Annotated in this window: 14 protein-coding genes; 1 reads left to right on the forward strand and 13 read right to left on the reverse strand. The window is 65.4% G+C overall.

Features of this window, described 5'->3' with window-relative positions:
• Positions 1-45 precede the first annotated feature (45 nt).
• From XBLMG947_RS12435 to XBLMG947_RS12460, 6 genes are all read right to left on the reverse strand, one after another.
• Positions 46-1,470, reverse strand: a complete 1,425-nt coding sequence (locus XBLMG947_RS12435) for an efflux transporter outer membrane subunit (RefSeq protein WP_065468996.1) — start codon at positions 1,468-1,470, stop codon at positions 46-48.
• Entirely contained in the window at positions 1,464-2,195 is a 732-nt protein-coding gene (locus XBLMG947_RS12440; RefSeq protein ID WP_065468997.1) for an SDR family oxidoreductase, read from the reverse strand. The genes XBLMG947_RS12435 and XBLMG947_RS12440 overlap by 7 nt, the downstream gene beginning before the upstream one ends.
• A gap of 34 nt (positions 2,196-2,229) precedes the next feature.
• The gene (locus tag XBLMG947_RS12445) at positions 2,230-5,400 is read right to left on the reverse strand and encodes an efflux RND transporter permease subunit (RefSeq protein WP_065468998.1); all 3,171 of its coding nucleotides are present in this window, start codon (positions 5,398-5,400) and stop codon (positions 2,230-2,232) included.
• Positions 5,401-5,577: 177 nt separating this feature from the next.
• Positions 5,578-6,768, reverse strand: a complete 1,191-nt coding sequence (locus XBLMG947_RS12450; protein ID WP_065468999.1) for an efflux RND transporter periplasmic adaptor subunit — start codon at positions 6,766-6,768, stop codon at positions 5,578-5,580.
• On the reverse strand, positions 6,765-7,538 hold the full coding sequence (locus XBLMG947_RS12455; protein ID WP_065469000.1) for an SDR family oxidoreductase: 774 nt from the start codon (positions 7,536-7,538) through the stop codon (positions 6,765-6,767). Before XBLMG947_RS12455 ends, XBLMG947_RS12450 begins: the two co-directional genes overlap by 4 nt.
• Positions 7,535-7,762 (reverse strand): hypothetical protein, encoded by a 228-nt coding sequence (locus tag XBLMG947_RS12460; RefSeq protein WP_065469001.1) that lies wholly within the window; start codon positions 7,760-7,762, stop codon positions 7,535-7,537. The genes XBLMG947_RS12455 and XBLMG947_RS12460 overlap by 4 nt, the downstream gene beginning before the upstream one ends.
• Positions 7,763-7,891: 129 nt before the next feature.
• Here XBLMG947_RS12460 and XBLMG947_RS12465 point away from each other — a divergent pair, with 129 nt between their 5' ends.
• Positions 7,892-8,923: an XC_2801 family transcriptional regulator gene (locus XBLMG947_RS12465; RefSeq protein ID WP_065469002.1), complete on the forward strand. Its 1,032-nt coding sequence runs from the start codon at positions 7,892-7,894 to the stop codon at positions 8,921-8,923.
• 232 nt (positions 8,924-9,155) lie between these two features.
• On the opposite strand, the gene XBLMG947_RS12470 is transcribed toward XBLMG947_RS12465, so the two are convergent.
• From XBLMG947_RS12470 to XBLMG947_RS12500, 7 genes are all read right to left on the reverse strand, one after another.
• Positions 9,156-9,881: a YiaD family glycine zipper/OmpA-like lipoprotein gene (locus XBLMG947_RS12470; protein WP_065469003.1), complete on the reverse strand. Its 726-nt coding sequence runs from the start codon at positions 9,879-9,881 to the stop codon at positions 9,156-9,158.
• Positions 9,882-10,315: 434 nt separating this feature from the next.
• Positions 10,316-11,734, reverse strand: coding sequence for a cryptochrome/photolyase family protein (locus tag XBLMG947_RS12475; protein ID WP_065469004.1), 1,419 nt, complete (start codon positions 11,732-11,734; stop codon positions 10,316-10,318).
• Positions 11,735-11,971: 237 nt separating this feature from the next.
• Positions 11,972-13,402 carry a replicative DNA helicase gene (locus XBLMG947_RS12480; RefSeq protein WP_010380278.1) on the reverse strand — a complete coding sequence of 477 codons (1,431 nt, stop codon included), beginning with the start codon at positions 13,400-13,402 and terminating at the stop codon, positions 11,972-11,974.
• A gap of 221 nt (positions 13,403-13,623) precedes the next feature.
• Positions 13,624-14,178: an NADPH-dependent FMN reductase gene (locus XBLMG947_RS12485; RefSeq protein WP_065469005.1), complete on the reverse strand. Its 555-nt coding sequence runs from the start codon at positions 14,176-14,178 to the stop codon at positions 13,624-13,626.
• A 254-nt stretch (positions 14,179-14,432) separates the two neighbouring features.
• Positions 14,433-16,373: an asparagine synthase (glutamine-hydrolyzing) gene (gene asnB / locus XBLMG947_RS12490; protein WP_065469006.1), complete on the reverse strand. Its 1,941-nt coding sequence runs from the start codon at positions 16,371-16,373 to the stop codon at positions 14,433-14,435.
• A gap of 178 nt (positions 16,374-16,551) precedes the next feature.
• On the reverse strand, positions 16,552-17,190 hold the full coding sequence (locus XBLMG947_RS12495; protein ID WP_065469007.1) for a glutathione S-transferase family protein: 639 nt from the start codon (positions 17,188-17,190) through the stop codon (positions 16,552-16,554).
• A gap of 125 nt (positions 17,191-17,315) precedes the next feature.
• Positions 17,316-19,814 carry a DUF3857 domain-containing transglutaminase family protein gene (locus XBLMG947_RS12500; RefSeq protein WP_065469077.1) on the reverse strand — a complete coding sequence of 833 codons (2,499 nt, stop codon included), beginning with the start codon at positions 19,812-19,814 and terminating at the stop codon, positions 17,316-17,318.
• Positions 19,815-19,816 lie beyond the last annotated feature (2 nt).

Genomic DNA, 19,816 nt, shown 5'->3' on the forward strand with positions numbered 1-19,816 from the left:
AGCCAACACTGCGGGGCAACCCATCGGCCGCCCCGCCTGCATCGTTCAACGATTGACCACCGCCACCGGTGCCGCAGGCGCTTGGTCCTGCTTCCAACCACCGAGCGCCTTGTAGACGCCGACCACGCCGACATTCACTGCTGCCTCGGCCTGCGCCAAGGCATCGTCGGCCGCCAGCTGGGTGCGCTGTGCATCCAGCAAGGTCAGGAAGTCCTCCGAACCTTCGCGGTAGCGGATCTGCGCCAGCTGCTCGGCACGCCGCGCGGCATTGGCCTGCTCCACCACGATGCCAAGGCGCGCCTGCTGGCGGCCATAACCGATCAACGCGTTTTCGGTGTCTTCCAGCGCCAACAACACCGCTTGCTGGTACTGCGCCAGCGCACCGTCGGCCTGCGCCTTGCTGGCACGCAGGCGTGCACGCACGGTGCCGAAGTCGAACGCGGCCCAGCTGATCGACGGGGTGATCGACCAGGCCTTGGCATTGCCCTGGGTCAACCTGGCCGCATCGCCGAACAGAAAGCCGACAAACCCGCTGACGCTGATACGCGGGAACAGATCGGCCGTGGCCACGCCCACCTGCGCGGTGGCTGCGGCCAGCCGGCGTTCGGCGCTACGCACGTCCGGGCGCTGGCGCAGCAATCCGGCCGTATCGCCCAGCGGCAACGGGCGCGCAAACGCCGGCATGCTGCGTGCGACCAGGGTGGCATCCAGCGCATTGGGCTGTTGGCCAAGCAACACGGCCAGCCGGTGGCGGTACTGCGCCTCGGCGGTTTCCAGCAACGGAATATCCGCTTCGATGGCTTTCAACCGCGCCAGGCTGCTCTGCACATCCAGCTCGCTGCCGGCGCCCAGGTCCCAACGCGTCTGCGTGAGCTTCTGGGTGTCGCGCAGATTGGTCAGGGTGCGCTTGGAGACATCGAGCTGCTTCTGGGTGCCGCGCAATTCGAAGTAATTGCTTGCCACCTCGGCCGCCACCGTGACCTGCACGTCCTGCAGGTTGGCCTGCTCGGCGTCCAGATCGGCGCGTGCCGCTTCCGAGGCGCGGCGCTGACGACCGAACAGATCCAGCTCCCAGGCCGCGTCCAGGCCCAGCGTGGTTTGTTCGGTGAGGAAACGCTGATTGCCGGCGATCACCTGCTGCTGTTCGCGCCGATCGAAGCTGCCCTGCGCGGTGATGTGCGGGGCCTGATCCAGGCGACGCTCCACGAACACCGCACGCGCCTGCTTCACCCGCGACACTGCAATGCGCAGATCGTGATTGGCGAACAACGCATCGCGCACCAGCTGTTCCAGCACCGGGTCGTCGAACTGCGACCACCAGCTGCCGACCGGCGATTCGGCGCTGAAGGACGCATCCTGCGCGCCCTGCAGCGTGACCGACGGCGGCGGGTCGGGCCGGTAATCCGGCCCCACCGCACAACCGCTGAGCACCAGCGCGGCCAGCGCCGCACCAAGCAATGTTCTTACCATGGCAAGGTGTCTCCCAGGTGGGTAAAGCTGCCGGTGGGGCCGTGCGCATCGATCAAGGCCATCTGCACGCTGCTGTGCGCGCCCTGCTCGATGTCGATCTCGCCCTCGCCACCGTTCATGTCGGTTTTGACGTAGCCGGGGTGGATGGTGTTGACCTTGATCGAGGTGTCGCGCAGCTCGTAGGCCAGATGCACGGTCCAGCTGTTCAAGGCGCTCTTGGACGCGTTGTAGGCCGGCACCTTGAAGTCATAGATCGGCGAGCCGGGCTGGCTATGCAGGGTCAACGAACCGAGGATGCTGGACACGTTGACGATGCGACCGGCCAGCGAGCGCTGCAGCAGCGGCAGCAACGCCTTGGTCACGCCGACCACCGCAAACAGGTTGGTGTCGAAGGTGCGCTTCCAGATGTCCGGGCTTTGCTCGGACGGCTTGCGCTGGATGTCGTCGATCATGATGCCGGCGTTGTTGACCAGGATGTCCAGGTGGCCGTGACGCTCCTTCACCGTGCCGACCGCCGCAGCGATGCTGACATCGTCGTTGACGTCCAGTTGAATCGCTTCCACCGGCAGGCCTTCGGCCTGCAGCTTGAGTGCGGCGGCGGCGGCATCGTCGCGCTTGCGACCGGCCAGCAGCGTGTGCACGCCGGCCTGTGCGAGTTGACGAACGGTTTCCAGGCCGATGCCGCGGGTGGCGCCGGTAACCAGTGCGATCTTGGTGTTGCTCATGGTGTCAGTCCTTAAAAGTGAGGGATTGGGTAGATCACGCCTTGACGGCATCATGCGAAACGGCAGCCGGTGCAGCGGGACCGCGACGGGTCACCCACTTGCGCAGCGCCACGTAGAACACAGGGGTCAGGAACAGGCCGAACAAGGTCACACCCAGCATGCCGGCGAACACCGTGATACCGGTGACCGAGCGCACTTCGGCGCCGGCACCATGGCCGAACACCAGCGGCACGGTGCCGGCGATGAAGGCGATGGAGGTCATCACGATCGGGCGCAAACGCAGGCGGCAAGCTTCCAGCGCGGCTTCGACGATGCCCTTGCCGTGCATTTCGAGTTCGCGGGCGAACTCCACGATCAGGATCGCGTTCTTGCACGCCAGGCCCATCAACACCACCAGGCCCACCTGCACGAACACGTTGTTGTCGCCACCGGTCAGCCACACACCGAACAACGCAGACAGCAAGGTCATCGGCACGATCAGGATCACCGCCAGCGGCAACGTCCAGCTTTCATACAACGCGGCCAGCACCAGGAACGCCAGCAGCACCGCCATCGGGAACACGATCAATGCCGAGTTGCCCTGGGTGGACTGCTGATAACTCAGGTCGGTCCATTCGATGTTCATGCCGTTGGGCAGCACCTGCGGCGCCATGCCGGACAGCTTGTGCATCGCTTCGGTGGACGACAGAACGCGCGGGTCCGCTTCGCCGATCAGGTCGGCGGCCGGGTAGCCGTTGTAGCGGATCACCGGGTCCGGACCGTAGGTCTGGCCCAGCGTAACCATACTGCCGATCGGCACCATCTCGCCATTGGCATTACGGGTGCGCAGGTTGGCGATGTCTTCGCCGCTATCGCGGAACTGTCCATCGGCCTGGGCGATCACCTGATAGGTGCGGCCGAAGCGATTGAAGTCGTTGATGTACGACGAGCCCAGATAGGTCTGCAGCGTGTCGAACAGGTTGGTCAGCGGCACGCCTTGGGCCTTGGCCTTGTCGCGATCGACCTTGGCATCGAGCTGCGGCACGTTGGCCTGGTAGGTGCCGATCGGGTACTGCATGCCGGGCGTTTGCGAGATCGCGCCGGACATCGCATTCACCGCACTCTGCAACTGGCCATAGCCCAGACCGGCACGGTCCTGGATGTACAGCGAGTAGCCCGAGCCCTGCCCCAGGCCAAGAATCGGCGGCGGCATGAAAGCGAACGCAAAGCCCTGCTGGATCTGGCTGATGCGCGCATTGATTTCCGCATTGATCTGCGACGCGCTACGGGTGCGCTGACTGAACGGCTTGAGCGTCAGAAACACCGTGCCGGTGTTGGGCGTGTTGGTGAACTGCAGCGGATTCAGCCCCGGGAACGCAATCGCGTGGTCCACGCCATCGGTCTGCAGTGCGATCTGGGTGATCTGGCGGATCACCTCGTTGGTGCGCTCCAGCGACGCACCTTCCGGCAGTTTGGTCCCGGCGATCAGGTACAGCTTGTCCTGGGTCGGGATGAAGCCGCCCGGCACGATCTTGAACATGAAACCCGTGCCGACCAGCAGCAACAGATACACCATGAACACCGCACCGCGCTTGCTCAAGCTGCGCGACACCGCACCCTGATACTTGTGCGAGCTGCTGTTGAAGAAACGATTGAACGGGCGGAACAACCAGCCGAACAACCGATCGATCAACCGCGACGGGCCGTCCTTCGGCGCGTCATGCGCCTTGAGCAGCATGGCTGCAAGCGCCGGCGACAGGGTCAGCGAGTTGATCGCCGAAATCACCGTGGAAATGGCGATGGTCACCGCGAACTGCTTGTAGAACTGACCGGTCACGCCCGACAGGAACGCCATCGGCACGAACACCGCGCACAGCACCAGTGCGATGGCGACGATCGGCCCGGACACTTCGCGCATCGCCTGATGCGCAGCCGCCAACGGGCTCAGGCCTTCCTCGATATTGCGCTCGACGTTTTCCACCACCACGATCGCGTCGTCGACCACGATGCCGATCGCCAGCACCAGCCCGAACAGGCTCAGCGTGTTGATCGAAAAACCCAGCAAATACAGCGCGGCAAACGTACCCACCACCGACACCGGCACCGCCAGCAACGGAATGATCGAGGCACGCCAGGTCTGCAGGAACAGGATCACCACCAGCACCACCAGCAACACCGCTTCCAGCAGGGTGTGCACCACTGCGCTGATGGAGTCGCGCACGAACACGGTGGGGTCATACGCCGCCGACCAGGCCATGTCCTGCGGGAACTGCTTTTCCAGCTCGGCCATCTTGGCGCGCACCGCATCGGACAATTCGATCGCGTTGGCACCGGGCGACTGGAACACGCCCATGCCCACCGCGTTCTGGTTGTCCAGCTGCGAACGCAAGGTGTAATTGCCGGCGCCCAGCTCCAGACGCGCCACGTCGCTCAAGCGCACGATCTCGCCGCTGTTGCCGCTACGGATGACGATGTTGCCGAACTCTTCTTCGGTGGTCAGACGGCCCTGCGCATTGATCGACAGCAGAAAGTCGCTCTTGTTCGGCATCGGTTCTGCGCCGAGCTGGCCAGCGGAAACCTGCACGTTCTGCTCGCGAATCGCCGCGACCACGTCGCTGGCAGTGAGCCCGCGCGCAGCCACCTTGTCCGGATTCAACCAGATGCGCATGGCGTAGTCGCCTGCACCGAAGATCTGGATCTGGCCCACGCCAGGCAGGCGCGATAATTCATCCTTGACCTTGAGCAACGCGTAGTTGCTCAGGTACAGCGAGTTGTACTTGCCCTTGGGCGAGGTCAGATGCACCACCATGGTCAGCGTCGGCGATTGCTTCTGGGTGGTGACACCCTGCCGGCGCACGTCTTCGGGCAGGCGCGCCTGCGCCTGGCTGACGCGGTTCTGCACCTGCACCTGTGCCTGGTCCGGATCGGTGCCGGGCTTGAAGGTCACGGTGACCACCAGCACGCCATCGGAGCCGGCCACCGACTTCATGTACATCATGTTTTCCACACCGTTGATGGCTTCCTCAAGCGGCGTGGCGACGGTCTCGGCGATGACCTTGGGGTTGGCGCCCGGATACACCGCGCGCACCTGCACGCTCGGCGGTACCACTTCGGGGTATTCGCTGATCGGCAGCAACGGCATGGCGATCAGGCCGGCCGCGAAGATGATGATCGACAGCACCGCAGCAAAGATCGGCCGGTCGATGAAAAAACGGGAAAAGTCCATTGGGGTGGTCCTGAAAGAGGTTGCCGCCGGGCGGCGGCGCGGCACAACAGCCCCGGACGGCCTGACGGGGAGACCGGCGGTCATGGTTTGCGATGCAGCGATACATCAGTGCAGCCGTGGCAGGTGGTGCGCAATCACCGGACAGGCGCGACTGCGCGCAACGTGCGTTGGCGAGACCTAGTTGGAAGCGGTGCGCTTGTCCGCCGCCGGTGCCATGTCCACGGTCTTGGCATCGACCGGCATGCCGGGCATGAAGATCTTCTGCACGCCGTCGACCACCACGCGGTCGCCGGCCGCCAGACCCGTGCGCACAATGCGCAGACCATCGGCGCTGCGGCCGAGCTCCACATCGCGGCGCTGCGCCTTGCCGTCCTTGTCCACCACGTAGACGTACTTGCGGTCCTGGTCGGTGAGCACGGCCTTTTCGTCGACCAGCATGGCCTTGAACTGGCCGCTGCCCAGCAGCTGCACATGCGCATACAACCCCGGCGTGAACTGCCGCTGCGCGTTATCCAGCACCGCGCGGACGCGGATGGTACCGGTGCTGCGAGTCACCTGGTTGTCGAGGAAGTCCACGCGACCGGTATGCGGGAAACCCTGCTCGCCGACCAGCCCGATACGCACTGGCAACTCGCCGCCGCGTTGGTCCGGGCGCTCGCCGTTGCGGGCCATCTGCGCATAGTGCAGGAAGGTGCCTTCGTCGGCATCGAAATAGACGAACACCTTGTCCAGCGACACCAGGGTGGTCAACATGCTGGCGCTGTCGCCGGCGGTGACCAGGTTACCGGCCGTGACCATCGCACGCCCGGCGCGGCCGTCGATCGGTGCGCGCACACGTGTCCAATCCAGGTTGAGCTTGGCGGTGTCCACCGCCGCCTGGGCGGCCTGCAAATCGGCATCGGCCTGATCGGCGGCGGCGCGGCGCTGCTCCCAGGTTTCGGTGGAGATGGCCTGCTGCTCGGACAGTTTGCGCGCGCGTGCCGCCTCGCTACGGGCCAACGTGGACTGGGTGCGGGCGCGGACCAGCGCGGCATTGGCACGCGCGAACTCGGCGCGGTAGCTCCGCTCGTCGATGGTGAAAAGCACATCGCCCTTCTTCACTTCCGCACCTTCGGTGTAGTTGACCTTGTCGATGTAGCCGGACACGCGCGGACGCAACTCGACACTTTCCACCGGCTCGATGCGGCCGCTGAATTCGTCCCATTGGCTGATCTGCTTCATCAACACCGGCGCGACGCTGACGCTGGGCGGCGGCGGTGCGCCGGTCTCGGCAGCCTTGCTGCCGCAACCGGCCAGCACGACCGCGAGCACGGCGCCCGCCAACACGGTACGCAAGGGAAAACGGAACGGGGGGGCGTTCGTGATCATGGGGAAATCTCTCGGGTGGGGATGGGAACTTGCAGACCAGCCAGCCGGCTCGCCGACGGTGCGGCCTGGGGGCGACGACTGACGGTCACGATGGCTTGTCCGGGCTGGCCGGGCCCGGCGATCAGGGAAACGGCGGCGCGACCGAGATCCACGGCGCGGATCCATTCCGGACACACGTCCTTGCTGCGACCGGGGGTACACACTGGCTGCTCGACCGACAGCAGGTGCACGCGCACGCCAAGCGGCTTGGCTTCTTCGTGCAGCACTTGAGCGAGCATGCGGGTGGCGGCCGCGGCAATCGACATATCGCCGTGCGCGGACCAGGCACGCAATGCGCACGGGCTGCCCAGCAACACGTAACGCCCGCCGCCATCGGCTTCGGCCAGCAGCGGCAACAAGTGACGGGCAGCAGCCAGGTGCGGCAACACATCGCGCTCCATCCGGCGGCGCAGCGCGGCGATCGGACGGTCGAGCAGGCGGCCGGCCTTGAGCGGGCTGCCCAGGCTGGCGATCACCGCCGCCAGCGGCCGCTGGCGCTGTGCCAGTTCGATGGCCAGCGCTTGCGCCGAGGCATCGTCGCCAACCGACCCTTTCACCGTGTCCAGCAATGGCGAGTGCCAATGCTGCGCGCGCAGCGCGGCGAGTTTGGTGGCATCGCGCCCAATCACCACGGTCGGCATACCGGCGTCGAGCAGCGCGGCAACGACGCCTGCGCCCACATTCCCGGCGCCACCGATGACGGCTGTTTCGGATTGGACCATCCCAATCATGGGACTTTCACTCCCGAGATCGGGACAATTCCACGCTGTGCCCAGCGCGTTTGCAGTCCAGTCCGCTGTGCAGGCGCGCCGCCAGCCTGCCGCCGTGGCGAGCTGAAGAATTCGTGCGAAACGCTGCTGCGAGGCCGATTTCCAGCGGAAATGACCGGATCGAATGCGCTTTCAATCGCATTGCGGGTACTGGAGGGCAAACCGAAAACATCGCACAACCACATGGCCGTGCTCCTGCGTTGAAGGGATGCTGCATAAGCTAGGCCTCAAAGCAGCACTTGATTAGTCCGGATTTAGGGGAATAATCGTCCCGTAAGCGGTCTAATTCCTCCTGCGCCCCCGGAAGGCAATCCATGACTCACGATCTCAACGACACCTTGATCTTCGTCAAGGTGGTCGAACAAGGCAGTTTCATCGCCGCGGCCAACGCGCTTGGCCTCCCCAAGACCACCGTCAGCCGCAAGGTGCAGGAGCTGGAAACGCGCCTGGGCGCGCGCTTGCTGCATCGAACCACACGCCGCATCGGTCTCACCGAAGCCGGCTCGGTCTACCACGAACATTGCCAGCGCATCGCCCGCGAGCTGGAAGAAGCCGAAAGCGCGGTGGGGCAACTGCAATCCGGCCCGCGCGGCTGGTTGCGTTTCACCGTGCCGTATTCGCTGGGCATCACCTGGATCGCGCCGTTGCTGGGCGAATTCCATGCGCAATATCCGGAAATCCAGCTGGATATGCATCTGGGCAACGAGAAACTGGACCTGATCGGCGGCGAAGCCGATCTGGCATTGCGTGTCGGCGCCCTGCCCGATTCCAATCTGGTGGCACGCAAGCTCGGCAGCTTGCGCACGCAGGTGTTCGCCAGCCCGTCGTACATCGAACGCTATGGCGAACCGTTGCACCCGGACGAACTGCAATTCCACCGCACGCTCGCCTTGCGCAAGAACCGCAACGTGCACAACAACCGCTTTTTCTGGTCGCTCAGCGACGGCAGCGATGTGCGCGATTTCCCGGTCAATCCGCTGATGGTGGCCAACGATACGGCAGCGCTCAACGGTGCGGTGCTGTGCGGCGAAGGCTTGTTGCTGACCGGCGACGTGATGGCCAAACCCTTCGTGCAATCGGGCCTGGTGCGTCGCGTGCTGGCTGGTTGGACCGGGCCGGAAGTGGATTTCAATGCCGTGTTTGCCGGCGGTCGATTGGTCTCGCCCAAGGTGCGCGCGTTCGTGGATTTCCTGGTCACGCGGATGAACTTCGACGCCGACTACATGATGGCGCAATGCCCTGCCCGGCTGGCTGCGCAAAAAGCCAACAGCGAGGCGGAGGTGGAAGTCGAACTGGAAGCCCAGCGTGCGGAAGGCAAGCGCATTCTGGAACACGCAACTGCGTAAGCCAGACTGAGATGACGCTCTGAAGATGCCTCGCTTACCCCTTCTCCACCGGGAGGAGGGGCCCAAAGGGCGGGTGAGGGGACGCGCAGAGGAGGAACTGACGCTAGCAGACAGCACGTTTTTCGCTCTGCGAATTTTCAGTCGACACCATGAAAACAGGCCGCTTTCGCGGCCTGCTTCATGACTGCGGCGCTGGCGAATCACTCGCCGTGCGCCGCATGAATGCGAGCCCTCAACGCATACCGGTATCGCTGGCAGCGCCTTCCGCGCGCAACGGAATCAGGCGGATTTCGACGCGACGATTCTGCGCACGTCCGGCATCGGTGCTGTTGTCGGCAATCGGATAACGCTTGCCGGCGCCCATGGTTTCCATGCGCTCGCGCTGCACGCCCTGCGCGGTCAGGTACTGCGCCACGGCACCGGCGCGTTCTTCGGACAGACGCTGGTTCACTGCATCGCTGCCGACGCTATCGGTATGGCCGACCACTTCCACCATGGTCTGGTTGTATTCGCGCAGCGTCGAGGCAACGCCGTTGAGCGCGCCATAGAACTGCGGCTTCAACGCCGATTTGCCGAAGTCGAAGGTGATGCCGTCCGGCAGGTTCAAGGTGATGTTGTCGCCCTGGCGCTGCACGTCGATGCCGGTGTTGGCGGTGCGCTCACGTAGTGCGCGCTCCTGGCGATCCTGGTACTGGCCCACGGCCGCACCGCTCAGCGCACCGATACCGGCGCCGATCATCGCGTGCTGGCGGCGTTCGGTGGCGCTGTCGCCGGTGAGCAGGCCGGCAGCCACACCGATGGCCGTACCGATCAGCGCGTTGCGCCCGGTGCGATTCTGCTGTTGGGTCTGGTCGCCGTACTGATCGCGCTGCACATACGAACCGCCGGTCGCGCAGGCGGACAACGCAATGGCGCTGGCCAGCGCAACGGCAAGACTCTTGGTGGCTGCTATGGACATGGTGTTCTCCTATTCGCCGGATCGTCCGGCACTCAATCGTGTGGGCGAGGATAAACAGCGCCACGCGACTGGCACATGATGAAAGCGCGCATGAAAAGCCCGCAGCAGGCTCACCATTCAGGAAAACGTTTTCGACAGCACGCATCGCGAAACCGAGCGGCAGCGCGCGTGCCCGCAGCCATCCGGCAACAGAAACGGCGTAAACAATCTCGGCTGTTGAACGCCTGCACTACAGACGGCGCGCTGACCTGACGTCTTCGAAAGATCGGAGTCCGAACGTCTTCGAAAGATCGGAGTCCGAGACGACCACACCGGACTCCAATCACACGCCGATCAAACCAGCTGCGCCGACAGTGCATCGATCGCTGTGGCAGCCCGGCGCAAAAGCGCTTGCGCGTTTATCCGCAGCAACGCACCTACTCGACGCAGATGCGCTACCCGCGTGTCTTCGCATACGCCGCCAGGGCCGCATCGCGCCCCTCGGCCAGCCCGATGATGGGCGCGCGCGGGTACTCCGGCGCCAGGCGTGCCAGCGACAACGGATGCTGCCACGGCGCAAAGCGCTCCTTCACTGCCAGCTTGCCGAGTTCGGGCACCCAGCGCGTGATGTAGGTGGCTTGCGGATCGAACTTTTCCGCCTGCGTCACCGGATTGAACACACGGAAATACGGCGCGGCATCGGCACCGGTGCCGGCCACCCACTGCCAGCCCAGCGTGTTGTTGGCCAGGTCCGCATCGACCAGCGTGTCCCAGAACCAGCGCGCGCCTTCGATCCAGTGGACGCGCAGATGCTTGCACAAAAAACTGGCAACGATCATGCGCACACGGTTGTGCATCCAGCCGGTGTGCCAGAGCTGACGCAGGCCCGCATCGACGATGGGAATGCCGGTGCGGCCGCGTTGCCAGGCCTGCAGCGCGACCGGATCGGCCTTGGCCCAGTCGAACCCTTCGAAGCGCGGATTGAGATTCTGGTTGGTGGTGTCCGGAAAATGGTGCAACAGGTGATAGGCGAAATCGCGCCAGCCCAGCTGACGGATATAGCCATCGATCTCCGCACCGTTGCGCGCGTTGCGCTGTGCGTTCAACGCAGCGGCGATCCGCCACGGCGCGATCTCGCCGAAGTGCAGATGCGGCGACAGCTGCGAGGTGCCGACACGATCAGGCCGGTCGCGATTTTCGCGATACCCGTCGAGCGCACCGTCGATGAAGATCTCCAGCAGTTCATGCGCGCCGGCTTCGCCGGGCTGCCAGTGCTCCCAGAAGCCCTGGTCCCAGTTCACGCGCGGGACCAACTGCAGCGTGTCGAGCGCTTCGGTCTTCAACGTCGCAGGCAGCGGCGGCAGGCTGCGCGGCGCCGGCTTCGTGTCGGGCAGCTGCAACTGCGTCAACGCATTGCGCCAGAACGGCGTAAATACCTTGTACGGGCCGCCCTGCTGCGTGGACAGCTGCCACGGCTCGAACAGCAATGCGCAATTGCAGCTCTGTGCCTCGATCCCGCGCTCGCGCAATTCGCGCTTGATTTGCGCATCGCGTGGCTGCGTGGCTGGCTCGTACTTGCGATTCCAGTACACCGCCACCGCGCCGGTCTGCGCGATCACCTCATCCAGCACCTGCGCGCTGTTGCCGGAGCGAATGACCAGGCCGCTGCCGAGCGCACGCAAGCTCCCATCCAGCGCCGCAAGCGAGCGATGCCGCCAGCTGCGCGAGGCCGCGCCCGGTGTCCACTCGCCCTCTTCGTGCGGCGCGTCGATGTAAAGCGGAATCGGCTGGTGCCCAGCATCCAGTGCAGCCTGCAAGGCCGGGTTGTCTTCCAGACGCAGATCGCGACGGAACCAGACGATGGCGTATGACATACGAACTCGGCGGCAGCGGTGAGGCTGCGCAGCATAAGCCAGCCGGCGCAACGATGGCGCGATGCCCGGCTTGCTCGACGTGCGGGCGCATCGGCAAGCGTTGCGTCGCAGTGGCTTGCTGAGGCGTTACCGTCGCGACAACACCTAGATGCATGCTAACAGCCAAGGCGTGTGCTACACGGCGCCACTGACGTCCAACTGCCACCTGCAACCGCCTACAGAGCGGTCGCAAGGCCGTTACTCGAAGCTACCCACCGAGTCGTGCGCCAGATTGTCGAAGCGGGTGTATTCGCCGAAGAACTTGAGTTTGCACGAGCCGGTCGGGCCGCCGCGGTGCTTGCCGATGATGATTTCGGCCAGGCCCTTGTCCGGCGAATTTTCCTTGTTGTAGTAATCGTCGCGGTAGATGAAGACGATCATGTCCGCGTCCTGCTCGATCGCGCCGGATTCGCGCAGGTCGGCCATCACCGGGCGCTTGTCGGTACGCGTTTCCAGCGAGCGGTTGAGCTGCGACAACGCGATCACAGGCACGTTGAGTTCCTTGGCCAGGCCCTTGAGACCACGCGAGATTTCCGAAATTTCGGTCGCGCGGTTTTCGCTGTTGCCCGGCACCGACATCAGCTGCAGGTAGTCGATGACGATCAGGCCCAGGTCGTGTTCGCGCTTGAGCCGGCGGCACTTGGAACGCAGCACTTCCGGCGACACGCCCGGCGTGTCGTCGATGAAGATCTTGGTTTCCTTCAGCATCTTGATCGCGCCGGTGACGCGCGCCCAATCCTCGTCTTCCAATGCACCGGTACGCAGACGCTGCGCGTTGATGCGGCCGTTGGAAGAGATCAGACGCATCGCCAGCTGCGAGGCCGACATTTCCATCGAAAACACCGCAACGCCCTTCTTGGACTTGATCGCAGCGTATTCGGCGATATTCAGCGCCAGTGTGGTCTTGCCCATCGCCGGACGCGCGGCCAGGATGATCAGATCGGTCGGCTGCAGGCCGGCGGTCATCGCATCGAAGTCGGTGTAGCCGGTCGGCAGGCCGGTGATGTTGCCGCCGTTTTCGAAACGGTTGCGCAGCTCTTCGAACGCGTCTTTCAAGGCGCCCGGCATCGCCACGAAATCGGTACGCCCGCGCGCGCCGGCTTCGGCGATCTTGAACACCGCTTTTTCCGCCGATGCGAGCAACTCCACGCTCTCGCGGCCTTCCGGCTGGAAGCCGTCGTTGACGATGGTGGTGCCCACTTCGATGAGCTGCCGCAGTACCGCCTTGTCGCGCACGATTTCCGCATATGCGGCGATATTGGCGGCCGAGGGCGTGGTGCTGGCCAGCTCGATCAGGTAGGCGCCATCGCCCACCTGCTCCAGCTTGCCCTGCGATTCGAACCATTCGCCCAGGGTCACTGCGTCGAACGGACGATCTTTTTCGTTCAATTCGCGAATGGCGCGGTAGATCAACCGGTGGTCGCGTCGGTAGAAGTCGTTTTCGGTGAGCTGGTCGTTGACCCGGTCGAATGCATCCGGCGCCAGCATCAAGCCACCCAGCACGGCCTGCTCGGCCTCGACCGAATGCGGCGGCACCCGCAACTGATCCAGACGCGGTTCGGGACGATCATAATCGTCGTCGTCGCGATCGCGATTGCGCTTGGAACGGAAACCAGGACGAGCGGACATGAAAGGACAAACCTGACGCGGGGAGACGAGGGCAGGAAGCATAGTCATCAAGGGCGCCGACGACCATGCACAACTCTGTGGATAACTGGTGGACAGTCAGTGCATCACCCTTGTACGCGAGCGCCGTCGCAACAGCCGCGACCGTTGCCCTGCGTGGCTTTTGGCGCAATGAGCAGGCTGTCTGGCGAACGCGCGCCCGCCAGGACAACGCTGTGATCAACTCACTGCTTGAGGTGCGTGACCAGACCGAGAAACGCGTCGACAAAGCCTTGCAGGAACTTGCGGCTGTCGGCGTTGGCGATCTGGTCGTCCGGCCCGAACAGGCCGTCCTTGTACTGCAGGAACACTTCCGGTTGGCCGAGCACGTGCATATCCAGATACGCCAGTACGTTGCGCAGATGCTGCTGCGCGGTAGCGGTGCCAATCGCGCCGACCGAAATGCCCACCACCGCTGCCGGCTTGCCGGGAAACGCGCTATCGCCGTAGGGGCGCGAGCCGGTGTCGAGGGCGTTCTTGAGCACGCCGGGAATCGAGCGGTTGTATTCGGGCGTCACGAACAACACCGCATCGGCCGCGCGGATCTGCTGCTTCAGGCGCGTGCCCTCGGCAGGGTAATCGCCATCGCGGTCCTGGTTGTAGAGCGGGATATCGCCGATCTCGACATACTCGAACACGGCCTTGTCGCCGGCTAGATGCTCCAGCGCGCGCGCCAGCTGACGGTTATACGACTCTGCGCGCAGGCTGCCGACCAGCACGGCGATGGTGACTTTGCTCATGGAGACGCTCCGTGGAAACAGGGCCCCACCCTACTCAGCGCGATGCTCAGAGCCGGTGAAGTGCAGGCTGCCGGTCGATCAACCGCAGCGGCACGCAAACGGCGGCGTCTCCGTCTGCAAGGCGCTGACGCCCCTACCCGGCCTGATGTCCGAGCGGCAGTCCAAGCGTCACGAACAACTCAGTAACTGCAGCGCGGTCTCGCACGCCGCGCAGCGGTTGGTCGCCGCGCGCAAGATCCACGCGTTGACCAAGATCAGCGCGTCATCGCCGCGCGTTGCTCGCGCCAATGCGCCTGCCAGGCCTGGAACATCAGCACCGTCCACAGATGCGTATGCCATTTGCGCTCGCCACCGTTGAAGTCGCGCCACAGTCCGGCCACGGTGTTGGCGGCGAACACGCCCTCGCGCTGCAGCGCGCCGTGCGCCAGCAGGTCGTCCGCCCAGCCGTGCAGATCGCCGCGCAGCCAGGCACTGACCGGGGCGCCGAAACCGCGCTTGCCGCGGTACACCATCGCATCCGGCAGGTAGCGGCACAGCACGCGTTTGAGCAGATACTTGCTGACCCCGTCGCGGTACTTCAGCGATAGCGGCAGCGACCAGGCGAATTCGGCCACGCGCCAGTCCAGCAGCGGCGCGCGTGCTTCCAGCCCCACCGCCATGGTGGTGCGGTCCACCTTGCACAGCAGATCGTCGGGCAGATACGCGGCGAAATCGGCCAGCATCATCGCGTCGGCCGGCGTGCCGGAGCCGTGCAGCGGGTCTGCCAGGCTGTAGAAACTGTCCGGCTCGGTGCCGCCCAGCACCACCGCGGCCGGGTCGCGCCAGCGCGAAATGCGGTTGCGGTAGATATCGCCGATGCCACGCGCGCCGGCGTCGGCCACCAACGCGGCCAGCCCACCAGTGCGCGAGGACTCGCCATTGCTGCGCGCCGCCAGCGCCATCAGCCGACGCAGCGGGCCGGGCACCAGGCCATGCATGCGCCAGTTGCGCAGCGCACGTTGATAGCGGCCATAGCCGAAAAACAATTCGTCGCCACCGTCGCCGGACAGCGCCACCGTCACCCCGCCGCGCGCCAGCCGCGCCACCAGCGCAGTGGGCACCTGCGAGGCGTCGGCGAAGGGCTCGTCGAACATGTCCGGCAACGTCGGCACCACCGCCAGCGCATCGGCACCGCTGACATAGAGCTCGGTGTGGTCGGTGTGCAGATGCGTGGCCACTTCGCGCGCCAGCGGCGCTTCGTCGTGATGCGAGCCTTCGAAGCCGATGCTGAAGGTGTGCACCGGCTGCGCGCTCTGCGCCTGCATCATCGCGGTGACGATGGACGAATCGGTGCCGCCGGACAGGAACACACCCACCGGCACGTCGGCCACCATGCGCAGCGCCACCGCATCGCGCAGCACGCCGTCCAGCTGTTCTTCGGCCTGCGCGTCGGTGCCGGTGAACGGCGTCGCCAACGCACGCTGCATCGCCTCGCGCGCATTCCAGAACGGTTGCTGCGCCTGATCGGGCCGATGCGCGGCCGCACCGGCGGCGACAGTTTGCGCATCCAGGCGCAGCACCCGGCCCGGCATCAGCTTGAAGGTGTGCTCGTGGATGCAGGCCGGCGCTGGGATATACCCCAGCCGCAGCAGCAGCGTCAGCGAATCGCGATCCACGCCGTTGTCGAAGTCCGGGTGCTGCCACAAGGCTTTGAGCTCGGAACCGAACACCAATGTGTCGCCGGCCCAACCGTAGTACAGCGGTTTCTTGCCGACGCGGTCGCGGGCCAGGAACAGGCAGTTGTCGCGCTCATCCCACAACGCAATGGCGAACATGCCGTTGCAGCGGGTCAGGGTGTCGTCCAGCCCCCACTCCACCACCGCCGCCAACAGCACCTCGGTATCGGAGTGGCCGCGGAAGCGATGCCCGAGCGCGGCCAGCGCCGCGCGCAGCTGCGCGAAGTTGTAGACCTCGCCGTTGTAGGCCAGCACGTAGCGGCCATCGGCCGAGCGCATCGGCTGATGGCCCAGCGGCGACAGATCCAGAATGCTCAAGCGCTGATGCGCCAACGCCACGCCGGCCTGCGCATCGCACCAGGTGCCGGCATCGTCGGGGCCACGATGGCGCAGGGCCGCGCCCATCGGCCGCACCAGCGCATCGAGCTGTTCGCCGTGCAGGCGCGGGGAGGCCAGCAATATTCCTGCCAATCCACACATCGTCAGTGCTCCTGCCGGCCGGCAGCGGGTAAGCGTGCGTCGCCGACACTCACCACGCGCAGCGCCCGCCCGCGCAAGCGCAGGACGAATGCCGATACCGATGGAAGAACGTGAAGACAGACGTCCGTCGAGCACGCAGCCCTGCGGCCCTTAGCACAGTGCAGATCGCGCAGACGGCTCATGCCGACACCAACGCAGCGGCCGGCATCGGCACGAAGCGCGGCAGCGCCTGCACGCGTTGCAACCATGCGGTGATCGCCGGCCAACGCTCCAGATCGAAACCGCCGTCCTCGGCGCAATGGGTGTAGGCAAACAGCGCGATATCGGCGATGCCGTAGTCGCTGGCGGTGAACCAGGCGTGCTGCTGCAGGTGCTGTTCCATCACCGCCAACGCCTGTTCGCCGCGCACACGCAGCTGCGGCAATTCGGCACGACGTGCGGCATCGCGCGGCGTCCACAGGCTGATGAAACGTGCCACCGCCACATACGGCTCATGGCTGTACTGCTCGAAGAACATCCAGCTGAGTGCCTGCGCGCGCTGCCACGCGTCGGTGGGCAGATACGGGGTGCCTTCTGCCAGCCAGAACAGAATCGCGTTGGATTCGGTCAACACGCGGCCGTCGTCGCGCTCCACCATCGGCACTTTGCCGTTGGGGTTCTTGGCCAGGTACTCAGGGGTGCGGGTCTGCCCGGCCACGCTGTCCACCTCGACCCAGTGATAGCGGCTGCCCAGTTGTTCCAGCAGCAGGCGCACCTTGTAGCAGTTGCCGGAACTGGACATGCCATGGACGGTCAACGGGGGACGCACGGTCGACATCTGGCGGGCTCCGCGGCAGCAACGAGGGGCTGGCAGTGTCACAGCCCCGCGTGCCTTTGCAAAGCCCTGCACGCAGCAGCGGCACGCCGATGCCACGCTTGCGTGCGCTGCCGCGTCGAGCGAGTTCAGGCGAATGCCACAACCGCCACCGGCACACTCAACGCGGCGATCAGGATGCCCAGTGCCGACACCGTCAGCGCCCAGGCACCGAAGGCGCGTGTGCACGCACAGCCGCTCGCAGCGGCCACCGCCTGCACCGAACACACCGACCACCACAGCCCGCCCAGCATCAGCAGCAAGATGCACGCCGCCAGTTGCGCCATCCCGGCCGGATCGGTCGCGCCGTTGCGCAGCAACGCCACCTGGCCCTTGAGCGCGACCACGGCCGGCAGCACCTGCGCGAGTTGGGCGCTGCTGCCCATCCAGCGCAAGATCTGCTTGAGCAGCACGCATCCGAGCAAGCCGATGGCGACGACAGTGACGACGCCGCCGGCCTTGGCCCACCACGGCAGCGCGTGCAACCACACCCAGGCCGACAGCAGCATGGTCGTCGCAAACGCGGCCCAGGCGCTCCGACGCAGACCGGGGTGCTGCGGCATCCGCGTCACCGTGGCATGTGGATCGAACACGATTCCGCCCAGCCCACCACCACGCCACCAGAAAAAGCACGCCAGCAGCAGCACCAGCAAGGCGAGCAAGCCGGCCAGCGGGTAGCTGAGCGCACGCCAGTCGGGCGGCTGGGCGCGCCGTTGCGGCTTGAGATCGTGATTGAAGTACAGCAGGTCGCGCGCACGTTCCATGTCGGCGGCCGCACGTGCCACGCCGTTGGCCGGAATACGGTCGGTGAAGCGCTGCCACTCGCCCACGATGACCATCTTTCCGTCGCGCATCGCGATGCTGCGCGAGAAGCGGAACCACGGATTGGCGATCACCTGCGTCTGCGCCTTCACTTGCGTCGCCGGGTCGCTCTGCACGCGCACGGTCTGCCGCGCCAGTTGCGGGCCGGCCAACGCCAAGGGTCCTTTGCGTGCCTCCCTGGGTAGCGCGTCCATCCACTCGCCGAGCTGGAACAACGGAAAGCCCAGCTCATCGCCCTCCTCGGCCGGCCACTCCAGCCGGTACGCCTCGTGCGTGCGCACACTCAGCGCGTCTGCATCATCGATACTCGGCACGCGTACCTGCGTCACCGCGGTGTAGTACTGCTGCATGAATTCAAGATAGCGCTCGCCCACGGTCTGCGCGCCATCGTCGTCGAAGTTGCTGGCGACACGGTCGCCGCGGCCTTGGCGATAGACGGTGTCTACCGAGAAGCTTGCCCAGCGCTGCGGCTTGCGCAGCGAAATGGTGACCTCTTCGTTCACTTCGATTTGCGGCAATGCCGGCATCGGCGCCGGGACGTCGACCAAGGCGTCCTGCCCTGCAAGCACCGGCAATCCGCGCACGAACGGTAGCGGCCGACGTTGCGCCAACGGACCGTCTTCGCGGTCGCGCGTGGCATCCACCCACACCTCTCCCTGCGGCAGATGCGCACGCACCACCACGTGATCGAAGGCGTACGGGCTGGGCAGCCGCTTCTCCAGCCCGTGGCCCTTGTCGCTGTTGACCAGCACCGGCTCGGCACGGATACCCGCCAGCTGCAGCAGTGCGATCAGCAGCGTCGCCTTGTCCTTGCAGTCGCCGTAGCGGTTACGCAGCGTCACTTCGGGCGGGTGCGGGGCGTGCGAGTTTTCGCCCATGTCCAGGCCGACGTAGCGGATCTCGCCCTGCACGAACGCCACAGCGCGCAGCAACGCACCTTGCGGGTCGTCGCTGTGCAATTTCAGGCTCTGCACCATGCTGGCAGCCACTCGCGCGTCCTTGAACGACCCCGGATACAGCTGCGCCGCCCAGGCCGCCACCGCGCCCCAGCTACCAGCGGTGGACACTTCGATCAAACCATAAGGGTCGACATCGTCCGGCGCATGTTTTTCTTCCTGCACCGCGGCGACGTTGCTGGCGCCGATGTTCAGCAGCGTGACCCCATCGGCGGTGCGCACATTGCGGCCGAACCCCGGCGCACTGATGCGCCACTGCAGCGGCATGTGGGCGGGATAGCGCACCCGCACCCGGCGCTCGCCCAGCGGCACGCCGTAGCGTGCCTCGAACACGTCGTAATAGCCTTTGCCGAACACCGGGTTGCTGCCGCTGATGGTCACGCCATAGTCGACACGGTCGCCCACGCGCAGGTCCGGCAAGGTGATCGACAGCGTCAGCGCGCCATCGATCAACCCATTCTCCAGGCCGCTTTCGCGCCGCAATTTTGCGTAGTGCGCCTGCGTGCGCATGTCGATGCGCTTGCCGGCGCGCCAGACGTCCAGGCTGTTGAGTTCAAATTGCTGGTATTGCGGCTGATAGTCGATGGAAATCTGCCCGGCTTCCTCCAGGCTCTTGGCGCGTTGAACGGTGTAACTGAGCCGGCGGTACGCCTGCGGTACGCGGCCGGTCAGATCGACCTGGTCGGACACCAGCTCATAGCGCAGCGCGGTGGCGCCGGGCACGTTGTCGGGCACGGCATCCGCCACCACCCAGTCTGGCGTCGGCGCCATGCGTGGCGCCTCGCTGGCCTGCGCTGGCACGATGCCCATGC

It is taken from the genome of Xanthomonas bromi (assembly GCF_900092025.1).
GTDB classification, from domain to species: domain Bacteria; phylum Pseudomonadota; class Gammaproteobacteria; order Xanthomonadales; family Xanthomonadaceae; genus Xanthomonas; species Xanthomonas bromi.